This window comes from Terasakiella sp. SH-1 (assembly GCF_004564135.1).
Classification (GTDB): Bacteria; Pseudomonadota; Alphaproteobacteria; order Rhodospirillales; family Terasakiellaceae; genus Terasakiella.
On sequence record NZ_CP038255.1, the window covers coordinates 2,658,887 to 2,673,299 of the forward strand.

Consider the following 14,413-nt stretch of genomic DNA (forward strand, 5'->3'; position numbering starts at 1 on the left):
CTTATTCTTCGTCCGCATCCAGGCCATAGGCAGAGTGCAATGCACGGATGGCCAGTTCAAGATATTCTTCTGCGATCAACACAGAAACCTTGATTTCAGATGTTGTGATCACCTGAATGTTGATGCCTTTTTCTGCCAGTGCCTTAAACATGGTTGCAGCCACACCTGCGTGTGTACGCATACCCACACCAACGACAGAAATTTTAACAACTTCACTGTCAGAAACAATGCGTTCAAAACCAATTTCTGACTGTTTTTCTTCCAACAACTGCAAAGAACGCTGCAAATCGCCACGCGGTACAGTGAAGGTTACATCCGTTTTCTGACCGTCTTCAGAAACGTTCTGTACGATCATGTCAACATTGATGGAAGTGTCAGCCAGCGGGCCGAACAAACCAGCAGAAACGCCGGGGCGATCGGCAACACCGATCAGTGTGATTTTCGCTTCATCGCGTGAATAGGCAATGCCGCTTACGAGTTCTTGTTCCACGATTTCATCCTCCCCGCAAACCAAGGTTCCGGGTTTTTCTTCAAAACTGGTCAACACTTGCAGGCGCACATCATGCTTCATTGCCATCTCAACAGAACGAGTCTGAAGAACTTTGGCACCAAGCGAGGCCAGTTCAAGCATCTCTTCATAGGTGATTTTATCAAGCTTACGCGCTTTTGCCACGATGCGTGGGTCTGTTGTGTAAACCCCGTCCACATCGGTATAAATGTCGCAACGATCTGCTTTTGCCGCAGCCGCCAAAGCCACCGCAGATGTATCAGACCCACCGCGACCCAATGTGGTCACACGGCCATCTTCACCCACACCCTGGAAACCGGGCACAACAACGACTTCGCCGCTGGACATGCGTTTGTCGATTTCCTCGGTACCGATATCTTCGATACGCGCTTTTGCGTGAACACTGTCAGTACGGATTGGAATCTGCCAGCCCTGCCAAGAGCGAGCCGCAATACCCATGGATTGAAGAACGATAGACAGCAGACCGGATGTGACCTGTTCCCCAGATGAGACAACCACGTCATATTCACGGGCGTCATACATCGGGGATGCATCTTCACAATAGCCAACAAGCTGATTGGTCACGCCGGACATGGCGGAAACGACCACAGCAACTTCATTGCCTGCGTCCACTTCTTTCTTCACACGTTGGGCGACATTCCTGATCCGGTCGAGGTCGGCCACCGAAGTGCCGCCAAATTTCATTACGATCCGAGCCATTTGAAGAAATGTTCCTTAAGGCGAAAGTCAAAAAGGGAATATTCAATTGTGCCCATTTTCCTGAACAATTTTGCATTTTGAACTGGCAAACGCGCACGCGCGGGTATACATACTCTTAAACCGACCTTTTAAGCAAGCCTCATAACGGGAGTTTTTCCATGTCTTCAAGCACTGTTAACCCTGAAGAAGTGGCATGGTTTACAGCAATCGCCGATGAGTGGTGGGACCCCAATGGCAAATTTCGCCCTCTGCACAAATTCAACCCGACGCGTCTGACCTTCATTCGTGAACGCTTGTGTGCCCATTTTGGACTGGATGCAAACGCAGACCAACCGCTTAAAGGTCTGAAAATACTGGATATTGGCTGTGGCGGCGGATTAATCTCCGAACCCCTGTGTCGCATGGGCGCAGACATGACCAGCATTGATGCCGGGGATAAAAACATCAAAACCGCCATGGTTCATGCCAAAGCGGATGGACTGGATATTGACTATCGTTGTGTCTATCCCGAAGACTTAGCCAAAGAAGGCCAGCACTATGATGTGGTGCTTAATATGGAAGTGATTGAACATGTCGCCGATATTGACGCCTTTTTGGATGCGTCCTGTTCACTGGTGAAACCGGGTGGGGTCATGATTGGGGCGACTCTAAACCGCACGGTAAAATCCTTTGCCATGGCCAAAGTCGGGGCGGAATATATCCTGGGCTGGCTGCCACGCGGCACACACAACTTTTCCCAGTTTGTCAAACCGTCTGAATTTGCCGATGGCCTGCGCAAAAATGGCCTTGAAATCAAACAAATGAACGGCATGACCTTTAACCCATTTCGCGACAGCTGGTCCCTCACCGATGATTTGAGTGTGAATTACCTGTTGTTTGCGGTTAAGCAAGACGACAAATGAAGAGATAAAAAATGCTAACCAAACTCACAGGCTTAGAAGGTGAAACAGTCTTGGTCCGCCTAGATCAAATTGCCTGTGCCTATCCCTCCAACATGTATGGTGCCGGTGATAGCGGGGACGAGTTCGAGGTCGAAACGATGGCCTGTACAAAAATCTCCATGATCAGCGGGGATATCCTTCACGTTATCGAAAGCCCGGAAGAAATTCTTGCTTTAACGCAAACCAGCTGACATGGCATTTGGTCGTTGACCAAACACCTATAAAATGCATCATGCACACATATTATATTTTAAAATGTATGGTGCATCTATGCGTAAACTCTTTCTTTCCCTGGCCCTGGCCTTAGCCGTCTCGGTCACGACGGCCCATGCCGACGGGCCAACGCCTAAAATCGACTCAACAAAAATTTCTGTTTCCGGGGTGTCTTCCGGTGCGTTCATGGCGCAACAGCTTCATGTTGCCTATTCTGATATATTTTCCGGTATGGGCTCCGTTGCAGGCGGTCCTTATTACTGTGCTCAAAATATGAAACCGTCTCAAATCACAACCATCAAACAACAATGTATGATGGGGATTGGTGCAGACCTGACAGGCGCAACCTATATTAACAAAGCCAAGCAACTTTCCCAAAGCGGTAAAATTGCCCCCATTACAAATCTAAAAGATGACCGGGTTTTTATCTTCAATTCACAAAGCGATCAGGTGATCAATCCGCTTTTGGGCAATACGTCCCGTATTTTCTATAAAGAGTTCGTAGACTCGCCGTCCAAAAACGTCAAAGCCTGGGCCAATATCCCCTCTTATGGGCCGTTTTACCCCATCGCCCATGGCATGCCTACCGACAAAGGCATGTTTGATAAATTCGAAAATATTGGTGATGCCGCCTTTCCCTGTGCGCCCAGTAACTCGCAACAGTATTCCTGGTTCCCCAACCAGCTGGTTCGCGGTAACGATCCGTGGATGTACCACTGTAATTACGGCCTGATCCCCGGTTATGATCTGGGCAAAGACATCCTGTGGCATATCTATGGTGAGATTAATACCCATAGTAAAATGGATGAAGCCAATCTTTACAGCTTCAAACAGGAACCTTTTGTGGAAGACCTGAACACAGACCCGGCCCTGAATGAACATGGCATTGGCTCAACAGGCTATGCCTATGTCCCATCCGCCTGCCAGTCCGGTGAAAAAGATTGCAAACTGCATGTGGCCTTGCATGGCTGCCAACAATTCCCGGAATGGAAGTTCAAAGGAAAAATCGGTTCAAGCTATAGCGGTCAGGAAATAACCTTTGGCGACCTGTTCTACAAGAACATCTATAACGACCTGGCGGAATCAAACGACATTGTGATGCTGTATCCCCAAGCCCATAACATCGGCACCAAAGAAGCCGATAAGAACCCATATGGCTGCTGGGCGTTCTGGGCAATGTTCGACAATGAAACAGAGACCTATTACACCCGTGAAGGGCGCGAAATGAAAATGATCGCCAATATGGTCAAATCGTTCCAGGAAGGAACTATGAAACTGGTGAAGTAATATTCAATGGTCGTCCTCAGCTTGACTGGGGACGACCATCTCTTTTCCAACCTTACCCTTTAATCGCTGCGGCCAGTTCCTTGTCAAAGGACATGATGTGGTTGACCCACCAGCTGCTGAGCAAGCCAGTCAGATCGACCTCGGCATCGGCCTCTCCCTTTTGATATTTTTTGTAGAGAACATCCAAACGTTTGACAAAGCCTTCATGGGCTTGTTTATGCTTGGCATAGTCCACATAGTTCATTTGCTGCATCACTTCTTCTTCTGAACCGAAATGGGTTTGGGTGTAATGATACAATTCATCAAAGGCAATTTGGATATCTTGTGCACTGGCCTGTGTTTTCATGAAACGATAAAGCTGATTGACCATCCCTAATAGTTTCTTATGGTCATCATCAATTTCATCCACACCAAAGGCCAGATCATCACTCCACTGAACCAAATCTTTCATGTCCGTATTCTGATCGAACTGAACATTTTGCAGGAATTCAGTCACTTTCTTGCGCAGTAACACCCCTTGTTCAGACAGGGCTCCGGATGCCTGACCGATATTAACCGATGCCATTTCAGAACGTTCTGCAGATTCTACCACATGGGTGATCTCATAAGACACATTTTGCGTCCCTTGAGATGCCTCTTCCACATTGCGGGCAATCTCTTTTGTCGCCGCACTTTGTTCTTCAACCGCTGCTGAAATTGAAGCTGAAATTTCATTCACCTCACCAATGGCACGTGACACATTGCCAATCGCCATTACCGATGCATTGGTCGAAGACTGGACTTCAGAGATTTGCTTGGTGATTTCTTCGGTTGCCTTGGATGTCTGATTGGCCAGATTTTTCACCTCTTGGGCTACAACGGCAAAACCTTTACCAGCTTCGCCGGCACGCGCCGCCTCAATGGTGGCGTTCAAGGCGAGCATGTTGGTCTGATCGGCAATATCATTAATGAGATCAACAATCTCCCCGATCTTACCCACATTATTTTCCAGAATACGTATTTTCTGCGAGGTATCATCAGCTTCATGCACCGCCGTTGTGGCAGAAGCCGCCGCATTCGTCACCTGCGAAGAAATCTCAGAAATTGACGCCGATAATTCTTCTGCCGCACTGGCAACCGTTTCCACATTGCCCGAAGCCCGTTCAGCCGAAGCCGCCACCGTGGCCGATTGAACCTTGGTATCCTGTGCAATGCCATTCATTTCAACAGAGGTATCCTGCATGGTCACATCTGCATGGGACAAGCCATCCAAAACCGTCACCATCGTTAACTCAAAATCCTGGATATAGCCTTCGAGTAACTTCTGGCGACGTTGCTTTTCTTCCTGTTCCGCAACTTTTTCCTGATTGAGGCGACCTGCATCAATCAAACCGCTTTTGAAGACTTCCACCGCCTGGGCCATTTCCCCAATTTCATCATGGCGATCAACCCCATCCACGACGGTTTCATGTTCCCCTTTGGACAAAGCAGTCATCACATCCGTCAAGGCATGAATGGGGTTCGTAATACCATTGACGATCTGCATGACAACAACCACTGTCACCACAAGTAAAGCCAAGGTTACAAAGAGGGCAAAATAAAATGCCCCTTCTGCTGCCGTACGAATATCTGTTGCCAAAGCCACCAAATCTTCGGCAATACGATTTTCAACAGTTTTTAACAAGTTGATTTTCTTGGTGATCGTATCGAACCAGTAGGGGCCTTCAATCCCTTCTGTTGTGCCTGTCACCGGGCTTTCAATCGCAATTTTGCGCATGCGATTAACATCATCGACCGCTGCTCCTTGCACAGTGGCCTGATAAAAAGCAATTTGTTCAGATGTTGCAAAAACACGAAAACGGCTCAAGAACGTATTTTGCATAGCAATCAATTGCAGGAACTTGCGATAGATCACAGGCTTGAACTTCCCGGCGCTAAACCCGCCAGAACCCATGGCCCGTTCAATCCCGGCGCGTTCCTTAGCCTGCAAAAAAGCGGTATAAGATGCAATGGCACCTGTAACTTGCGCATCATCACTCAACACAGCCATTTCTTCAATGATACTTAAAAGCTTGGCAATGGTCGGGGTATAATACCCCGCCATCTGCGGAATTGTCAGCTCAAGGCCAGACACCTGTTTACGCTTGCCTTCCAGTTTTTCCAGCGCGCCACTGGCGGCCGTCATCTTTCCTTTTAAGGCATCACTGAAATCATCAATGGGGAACGCCTTGAACGCCTGCTGCAAGACGCCATATTTGATATCGCTTTCCTGGCGTTGATTAGCCAGCTTATCCTGAAATTTTTGTCCCTTACCGCCAATAAAGCCCGCAGATGTTCCGCGTTCTTTTTGCAATTCATGGACAAGGGCACTGATAGTGGGAGCTAAATCCGCCAAGGTGGTCAAGCGCGTCATGTTGGTGGAGACATCACGCTTATCCAACACAATGGACCCTGCAAAAAACAACAAACCAATTACAGGTAACGCCATCGCCAAAATAATGCGTGAACGAATTTTCATATTATTCAATGAAGACATCTTCCCCCTCTTTACGCGCCAGTTTCAAAGTTAAGAGTACGGTTATGTCTAAGTTTATAGCAGGTCAAAGAAATAACGCAGAAAGCGATAGTTCAATTTCCTTTCAACCGCACATCCCGAACGTTACCACGAATGTAGCATCTAACAAAGGATTGTTTGGTACTTTTGAGCTAGGGAAAACCCCTTATTTTCAAGAAAAAGAACGAGCTTTAGTTCGCCTGTTCCTTATCTGCCATTTTGGGAATTGAAATCACCTCAATTCCTTCATCCCGCAGGTCTTCTGTTTCCTGCTGGGTGGCCTCACCATAAATATCGCGCATCTCGCTATCACCGTAATGCATAGCGCGGGCTTCGTCTGCGAATTGTTCACCCACATATTCGCAATTATCTTCCACATGCTTTTGAATGGTGCTAACCACTTCCATAAATGCCTGTGCAGCGTCTTGCGGGTCAGCCCCGTCTCGCATATCACTGGCAGCTTTTTCAGCTGCCTGAATGGCCTTTTCCTGGTCTTGAGAGGTACGCACCTGCACATCCTTGCGAGAGGCAACAGCCGGGGCCATCATAGCCTTGCGGATTTGATCATTTTCACAAAACGGGCACTGGATTTCACCGTGGGCGGCCTGCTCATCAAAGGCAGCACTATCGCGAAACCATGCTTCGAATTGGTGATCATGTTCACAAAGCAGCTGATAGCAAATCATCGTCTGTCATACTCAAGATTATCAGAAGTGGGGCGGGTGTATCCTTTTTTTACGCTGACCTCAAGTAAAATAGCATAAAATTCAAGCTTTGACCTGTCTGGATTTTTGCTTATCTTTCTAAAAAAGGTACCATCTCTTTGGTTCTATGCGATTGGTGAAATAGATGAAGAAATTATATCTCCTGGCTGCTTTGGCCCTCTTGGCTTTTTCCACATCCGGTTGTTCAGTCAATCCGGCTACTGGACAACAAAGCTTTACCGGCCTGATGTCCAGTGATGAAGAAATTCAGGTGGGTCGACAAGAGCACCCCAAGATTTTACGCCAATATGGCGGAGCCTACGATCATGAAGCCATCAGCAAATATGTTGATGATCTGGGCCAGCGTCTTGCCAAAGTTTCAGAACTCCCCAATCTCAAATGGACTTTCACGGTTTTGGATGATCCCATCATCAATGCCTTTGCCCTGCCCGGTGGCTATATTTATATCAGTCGCGGCCTGATCGGTCTGGCAGAAAATGAAGCTGAACTGGCCGCGGTGCTCGGCCATGAAATTGGTCATGTCACCGCCCGTCACACAGCCCAGCGCTATAGCCAGTCAGTCTTAACAGGGGTAGGCGCAACCATTTTAGGGATCGTTGTCGGTGGACCGGCAGGTGATCTTGCCAATTTTGCCGGACAAGCCTATATCGCCAGCTATTCACGCGGTCATGAGATGGAAGCTGACATGCTGGGCATGCGCTATATGACCCGTCTGGGCTATGACCCAAAGGCATCAGCCTCTTTCTTTAAAAAGCTGGCGGAACATACGGAACTGGAAGCCCGCATGAAGGGCAAAAAAGGCGAACAGAGCCACTATTCCATTTTTTCCACCCACCCTGATACACGTATCCGCATTCAGGAATCAGAAAAAATTGCCAAAACCTATCCCGCAGACCTTGACCTGATTAACCGGCGGACGTTCCTCGCCCTTATTGACGGGCTGGATTATGGGGAAAGCGTCAAACAGGGGATCATTGACGGCCAAACCTTTATTCATCGCGATTTACGCATGGAATTCACGGTTCCCCAGGGCTTTACCTATCATAACAGTCCAACCCTTTTAATTGCGACCCATAACAATGGCAGTGCCATTAAATTTGACTTGGGTGACAAATCATACGGTCGCTTGCCCATGACGCGTTATCTCACCGAAGTCTGGGGGAAAAAGTTAAATCTCGTTGAAGTGGAACGCTTAAACATCAATGGTATGGAGGCCGCAACCGGGCGCACCCAAATCCGCACCAAAAGCGGATCAAAGCATTTGCGCTATCTCGCCATTGATGGAAAAGACCGTATTTTTCAGCTGACCTTTCTCACCCCTATTGGGCTGACCAACCAGATGAATGAAGATCTGCGTCGCACCACATATAGTTTTCGCCGCCTGTCCCACCGTGAAGCCGCACAGCTGCGCGGCTTTCACATCGGCCTGCATAAAGTCGGCCATCACGATAGCATTGCAAGTCTGGCCCAACGTATGAAAGTGGAAAAATTCCATACGGACTGGCTCAAGGTGCTCAATAAAGAAACCTTGTCCAATGGGCTTCAAAATGGGGAAATTATTAAATTGGTGACCCGCTAATGTCAGTCACCAAACGCTTGATTGTTGCGTCCAGTTTATCTTTTTTAATCGGTTTAAGAATATAGCCCTTGGCCCCGGCATCCAGTGCATCCACAACCATTTCTTCCTGACCGTGCGAGGTCACCATAATGATTCTCGCCTCAGGGAAATGTTTACAAATCTTGCGGGTCGCATCCACACCGTTCATATCCGGCATGGTAATATCCATAGTGACAAGATCAGGCTTGACCTTGGCATATCCTTTCAAGGCTTCTTCCCCTGTATCGGCCGTATACACAACGTTATGGCCCAGTTCGTCGATATATTTCGCAAGCTTTCTTTGGATAATCAGCGAGTCGTCCACGACCATGAAATTCAATCCAGTCATATCAAATCCCCACTCACCCGGTAAAACCCTCTTTATTCATTGTTCTTCATTTGTTGATCGTGGATTAATTCCACAAAAAAAACGGACTGTCCATATCCAACTAAAACCATTTTAATGAATAATCATGTTAAAAACAGTCTAAACGTCAATCATTTACATTAACAAAACAACCACTGGTCACACCAGAACAAAAATAAAAGATCACCCTAACACACTGATATACATTAATTTTATTTTCCAGACTTCATCACCAATAGATCAAAAAGTGGATATTTATTCTACAAATTAGTTCAACCTTTTATCCATTGAGATAAACGCCTTATCCTAGTTTTAATTGAAATTATTTTAGAAAAAACCATCCTAATAATTGCTCTTAATACACAATTAATCTAGGTTGATAGGTTCAAGAGAGTTTTCTTTCAAACTGTCGGCAGAAACAGATCGCAAGAATGAACGACGCGCAAGAACAAGACAGGCAGTTACAGCAACTGACAGAAGAACTGGAGCATTATAAAAAACAGCTTCAGGACCATCATCTTGCCACCAATCACCTTTTTGATGAACTGGGCATGGGGTTTCTCTATATCCGCTCAGACCTGATCGTCATGCCTTCCCTGTCGCCTGCCTGTCAAAAATTTTTCAATGACGATCCCTCAGGCCAAAATATTCTGGATGTTTTATGTGGCCCCGGCAGTGTGCTGGAAACAAAACGCAGCTTTTTTGAAAAAACCGTTGGTAAAATTCTGGATGATCCCCATTCTCCCAAATCAGAAATGATGCTGGAACTTCTGCCCCAGGAAACCAAGGCCAACGACAAAGATATTGCGATCACCTATTCGGTATCCGAAGATAACCAGCTGATGTTGATTTTTCGCGATATCACCACAGAAAAGGCCCTGCAAAAAGATCTGGAACGTCAGCGCCAGCGCCTTGAACAGGTTGTGCATGTTGTTTCTGACCGAGATGAGTTTGTAGAGATTTTTCAGGAACTGGAAAATTTCGTTTATGGTGATCTGGAAAGTATTTTACAAACGGACTATAGCGATAGTGAAAAGCTGGATATCCTTTATCGCCGCGTCCATACTTTCAAGGGCCTGTTTGCTCAGTTTGCCTTTTATCTGTTGCCCAAGGCATTCCACGATCTTGAAGAAGAGCTGCGTGCCCTTAAAGACAACCCTGCCCTTGACTGTGATCTTCTCAGAAATACCATCTTCAATGCAAACCTGGTCGAAGTCCTTTTGATGGATATGAACGTCGTGTTTGATACACTTGGCGAAGAATTCATTGATGAAGGGGTCGGCGTGCGGGTACTGGAAGATGACATCCAGTTTATTGACCAGCAATTCATCAGCTTCTTTCATGATCATCCGCAGCTCCAAGACCATCAATCTATGGTCAACTTGCTGAACAAGTGGCGCGCGATCGGCACATGTGATTTCAAGGAGCTGCTGGATTCACAACTAGATAGCCTGCCCCAGCTTGCCCAAAAACTGGATAAGGAAATTCATCCCATCCGTATTGAAGGCGATATGATCAAGGTCGACCCCAATGCCTATCGCCCCTTTACCAAAACCCTGATCCATGTTTTTCGCAATGCCATTGATCACGGTATTGAAAATATCGAAGAACGTGAAGAACTGGAAAAGGAAGAAGAAGGCACCATTCAATGCACCACCCATCTCAAAGACGCCTGTATTGAACTGGTCATCAAAGATGATGGGCAAGGGATTGACCCCAACCGCATGAGACAAAAGGCTGTTTCCCTTGGTCTCTATAGTGAAGAAGACGTACAGGCCATGAATGACAAGCAAGCCATGCGCCTGATTTTTGCGGATCGTTTTTCAACCGCACAACAGGTCACAGACATTTCCGGGCGCGGTGTTGGTCTGGCCTCTGTCTTGATGGAGGTGGAAAACCTCAATGGCACGGTAGAGATTGATAGCGAAATTGGGCAAGGCACTACTTTTACATTTACCTTGCCCTTGATCGCTTCCCATTATCAGTGATTTTTATGCTGCCAGCGCTGCATCCATGTCAGCTTCTGCCCCTGCGATGGCCGCTGCAACTGCCTCTTCTCCCATGGCAATGCCGTTTGCCTGAATTAAGGTGGTCCTGTTCAGCCCCAAAAAGCCCATAACCGCTTGCATATAGGGCAAGACAAAATCCAGCTGCGGATACCCTTTTTCAGAATAATCCCCCCCACGGGCAGAAATCACATAAACGGGTTTCTCTTCAACCAGTCCCACCGGGCCAGTATCTGTATATTTAAACGTCTCCCCTGCACGGGCAATATGATCCACATATGCCTTAAGGCTGGATGGAATGCCAAAATTATGCATCGGTGCCCCGAAAACAATTGCATCTGCCTTTTTAAACTGGGCAATCAATTCATCTGAACGCTGCACATAGGCCATTTGCTCATCATTGCGTTGATCTTGCGGGGTAAAGAAAGCTCCTAGAATTTCCCCGTCAAGATGGGGCAAATCCAACTGTGTTACATCAATTTCGTCAACAACAGTCCCTGGGTTGGCCTTGCTATATTTTTCAGCAAAGCTGGCTGTCAGTTTACGTGTGATGGAATGATCGCCCATCGGGCTGGAGTTAATAACAAGAAGCTTTGTCATGGCTGGTTCTCTCTCTTTTTTCTGTCATAAATTCATCTGAAAGAGACAATGCCTGACAATAAGAGAAAAGATAATCCAGCCATTTTGAAACTAATTGTTTCATATAATAAACAAACAGGGGTCCTGTATCACAGAACCCCTGTTTGCCAGTGATGGCTTCGGGCTTTATTCCGCCGCCTCTTGCGCCATCTTGTGCAGGGACAGGCTTCCCACCAGCTTGTTCAGCTCGGCTGCGGATTTCGAAATTTCTTCCGCTTCACCTTTCAGGTCACGAGCCTGTGTATGACTGAGACTGGCTGCCTGTTTCACATCCAAAATCCCCTCATTCAGGTTTCCTGTCTGATTGGCAGCAACACCCGCCATGCCTGAGGCTTCATGGGTGTTTTGCGCCACACGGTTGATTTCAGAAGCCACATGGCTTGTCATATCCGTCATGTCATTCAAACGACCGGAAATCCGATTGGCTGCGGTTGTTTGGCGCCCCACAGCCATGTTAATACCATCTGCGGTCTCATTCACATTTTCAACGAGACCCGCAATTTTTTCCATCACATTCACCGCATCATTGGCACCGGACTGCATGGTTGAGACACGCTGTTCAATGTCTGCAATTGCCCTGGCTGTCTGATCGGCCAGTTTCTTGACTTCACCGGCAACAACCGCAAAACCTTTGCCGGCTTCACCACTGCGCGCCGCTTCAATTGTCGCATTCAAGGCCAGCATATTGGTCTGGTTTGCGATATCACTAATCAGGTTGAGAACTGCCCCTGTAGAGCTGGCGGCTTCACCCAGGGCCTTCATCTTGTCACGGCCATCACGTACTTCGCCAACCGCATTGCTCAGCAAGGTTTGCGTCTGCCCTGTGGAAGATGAAATCTCGTCAATAGAACCAACAACGGCACGGATTTCATTGGCAACACTTTGCACTGTGGCTGACATTTCATCGGCATTTTGGGCAATGGATTGCGCCAGTTGTCCGGCTTCACCAACACCCCCGGCCATGCGGTCCATATCACCGGATACACTTTGCGTCGTGCTTTCCAGTTCAAAGGCCCGTGATTGGGTTTGTTCAGCCTGTGCACTCAGTTCTGTCGACATGCTCGCCAGATTTTGTGATGCGCTGACCAAAACTTCCGTCGTGCTTTTCATCCCCGTAACAAGGGAGGCATTACGGTCCATGAGGCGTTTGAAATAAAATGCAATTTCATCGGCCTCATCCGCTGCGATAAAATTTGCGTGGGGTTCCTCTTCTCCTTGAGAACCGGCAAAGACATGTTCCATTTCACGCAGGACATGAGAGGCCCCCATGGTGGCGGCATGTTCTGCAAAGTTCAAACCGTTCAGTTCGTCCTGTTCAGAAACACGCATTCCACCATCAAACATGTTATTTATCACCTTTAAAATGATGTAAGGCAGAACGAAAGCCCAAACAAAGGCTGTTCCCACACCAATGGCCTGCACACCTAACTGCGCCCACATGCCCATTTCAAATGTTCCCGCCGGGGCAACAACGGCCAAGGCCAGTGTTCCGAACGCCCCTGCAACACCATGCACAGAAACCGCCCCAACGACATCATCTGCCTTAAGCTTTTTCTCAAGGAAATCAGCGGCAAGTACTACAACAACGGCACTTCCGGCACCGATCACAACGGCCCCCCACATGGTCACAACATCACAGCCTGCCGTGATCCCGACAAGACCACCCAGCACACCGTTAATGGAACGATCCGGGCGGTAATGCCCATCCACGCGACGACCGAGCACAAGACCGAAGAGCCCACCGATGGCCCCGGCAACAACCGTATTGGCAATAATATGGGCAAAGGCTGGCGTTCCCGCTGTGGTCGATCCGCCATTAAAGCCGATCCAGCCAATCCATAAAATGATACAGCCAAATGTTGCCAAAACGGGGCTGTGACCGTTGATTTCCACAGGTTTGCCACTTTGGTCATAACGTCCAAGACGTGGACCGATCACCAAAACAGCGGCCAAGGCCACCCAGCCACCGATCGAGTGCACAACAGTAGAGCCTGCAAAATCAACAAAGCCCATCGCGGCTAGAAACGGCTCGTTATCACTATTAAGAAGATTACCCCACGCCCAGTGGCCGTAAACCGGATAAATCAACAAAGCGATCAACAAAGTGACGGACAGATAACCGCCAAATTTCATCCGTTCTGCGACTGCACCAGAAACGATTGTGGCCGCAGTTCCGCAAAAAACCACCTGGAAAACAAAGAACGTAAAGGTCCAGTCTTCAACCTGATCAAAGGCCAACAGCTCCCAGTCCAGCCCGATCAGACCGCCAAAGGAAGACCCAAACATAAGCATAAAGCCAACCGCCCCGAAACAAACGGTTGCCAGAATAAAGTCGGCAATATTTTTTTGTGCAACGTTAATTGAGTTTTTGGAACGAACGAGCCCCGCCTCCAGCAACAGAAAACCACCCTGCATAAAGAACACCAGACAAGCTGCAATCATTGTCCAGATATGGTCGATATTGACCTGTTTTTGATTTAATTCATTTTCAAGAAAGGTCAGACGTTCTTCGAGCGCTTTTGCATCCATTGCAATTGCATCGCCAATAGCGACAGAAATACTTACGGCGACAAGCATGAAGAAAACGACCGCCTTTGGTGCGTTTTTCAATACCAACATTGGTACTCTCCATTCCATTTTAATTTTCAGCCGATAACAAATCGGCAATTACAAAGTAAAATAGCAAGAGAGATGCCAACTTCGAGATTCAGCCCTTAAGTACGAAAACAGGCTCTAAAAAAGGCAAAAAACGGATTCCATTAGAATGATTAAAGAATAAACAAAGCCTACCATTTGGACATATGCATATTTTTTGCGCACACTTTTTGTGCAGTGCACACAACGCGATAACCCCCTATACCAGAAGGATAATTCTAC

General features: G+C 47.5%; 11 protein-coding genes. 5 read left to right on the forward strand and 6 right to left on the reverse strand.

What is annotated here, in order from left to right; all coding sequences use genetic code 11:
• Nucleotide 1: 1 nt before the first annotated feature.
• Complete coding sequence (locus E4K71_RS12390; RefSeq protein WP_135080020.1) at nt 2-1,228, reverse strand: aspartate kinase; 1,227 nt, start codon at nt 1,226-1,228, stop codon at nt 2-4.
• Nucleotides 1,229-1,386: 158 nt separating this feature from the next.
• On the opposite strand from E4K71_RS12390, the gene ubiG reads away from it, so the two are divergent.
• The 3 genes from ubiG (at nt 1,387) to E4K71_RS12405 (ending at nt 3,669) form a co-directional block, all read left to right on the forward strand.
• Nucleotides 1,387-2,130, forward strand: a complete 744-nt coding sequence (gene ubiG, locus E4K71_RS12395; RefSeq protein ID WP_135080022.1) for a bifunctional 2-polyprenyl-6-hydroxyphenol methylase/3-demethylubiquinol 3-O-methyltransferase UbiG — start codon at nt 1,387-1,389, stop codon at nt 2,128-2,130.
• A gap of 11 nt (nt 2,131-2,141) precedes the next feature.
• A complete protein-coding gene (locus E4K71_RS12400; RefSeq protein ID WP_135080024.1) occupies nt 2,142-2,360 on the forward strand; it encodes a hypothetical protein in 219 nt (72 codons plus the stop codon).
• A gap of 79 nt (nt 2,361-2,439) precedes the next feature.
• The gene (locus tag E4K71_RS12405; RefSeq protein WP_135080026.1) at nt 2,440-3,669 is read left to right on the forward strand and encodes a PHB depolymerase family esterase; all 1,230 of its coding nucleotides are present in this window, start codon (nt 2,440-2,442) and stop codon (nt 3,667-3,669) included.
• A 52-nt stretch (nt 3,670-3,721) separates the two neighbouring features.
• Here the strand turns inward: E4K71_RS12405 and E4K71_RS12410 are convergent, their stop codons facing one another.
• Entirely contained in the window at nt 3,722-6,184 is a 2,463-nt protein-coding gene (locus tag E4K71_RS12410; RefSeq protein ID WP_135080028.1) for a bacteriohemerythrin, read from the reverse strand.
• Between the two features lie 209 nt (nt 6,185-6,393).
• On the reverse strand, nt 6,394-6,888 hold the full coding sequence (locus tag E4K71_RS12415) for a DUF1178 family protein (protein ID WP_135080030.1): 495 nt from the start codon (nt 6,886-6,888) through the stop codon (nt 6,394-6,396).
• A 163-nt stretch (nt 6,889-7,051) separates the two neighbouring features.
• On the opposite strand from E4K71_RS12415, the gene E4K71_RS12420 reads away from it, so the two are divergent.
• A complete protein-coding gene (locus E4K71_RS12420) occupies nt 7,052-8,506 on the forward strand; it encodes a M48 family metalloprotease (protein WP_135080032.1) in 1,455 nt (484 codons plus the stop codon).
• Here the strand turns inward: E4K71_RS12420 and E4K71_RS12425 are convergent.
• Entirely contained in the window at nt 8,487-8,873 is a 387-nt protein-coding gene (locus E4K71_RS12425) for a response regulator (RefSeq protein WP_135080034.1), read from the reverse strand. The two genes, E4K71_RS12420 and E4K71_RS12425, sit on opposite strands and share 20 nt — an antisense overlap.
• Nucleotides 8,874-9,322: 449 nt before the next feature.
• Between E4K71_RS12425 and E4K71_RS12430 the strand changes: the two genes are divergently transcribed.
• A complete protein-coding gene (locus tag E4K71_RS12430; RefSeq protein WP_135080036.1) occupies nt 9,323-10,879 on the forward strand; it encodes an ATP-binding protein in 1,557 nt (518 codons plus the stop codon).
• A gap of 3 nt (nt 10,880-10,882) precedes the next feature.
• Here the strand turns inward: E4K71_RS12430 and E4K71_RS12435 are convergent, their stop codons facing one another.
• Both E4K71_RS12435 and amt read right to left on the reverse strand, forming a co-directional pair.
• Entirely contained in the window at nt 10,883-11,497 is a 615-nt protein-coding gene (locus E4K71_RS12435) for an NAD(P)H-dependent oxidoreductase (protein WP_135080038.1), read from the reverse strand.
• Nucleotides 11,498-11,662: 165 nt separating this feature from the next.
• Nucleotides 11,663-14,155, reverse strand: coding sequence for an ammonium transporter (gene amt, locus E4K71_RS12440; RefSeq protein ID WP_167730517.1), 2,493 nt, complete (start codon nt 14,153-14,155; stop codon nt 11,663-11,665).
• Nucleotides 14,156-14,413 lie beyond the last annotated feature (258 nt).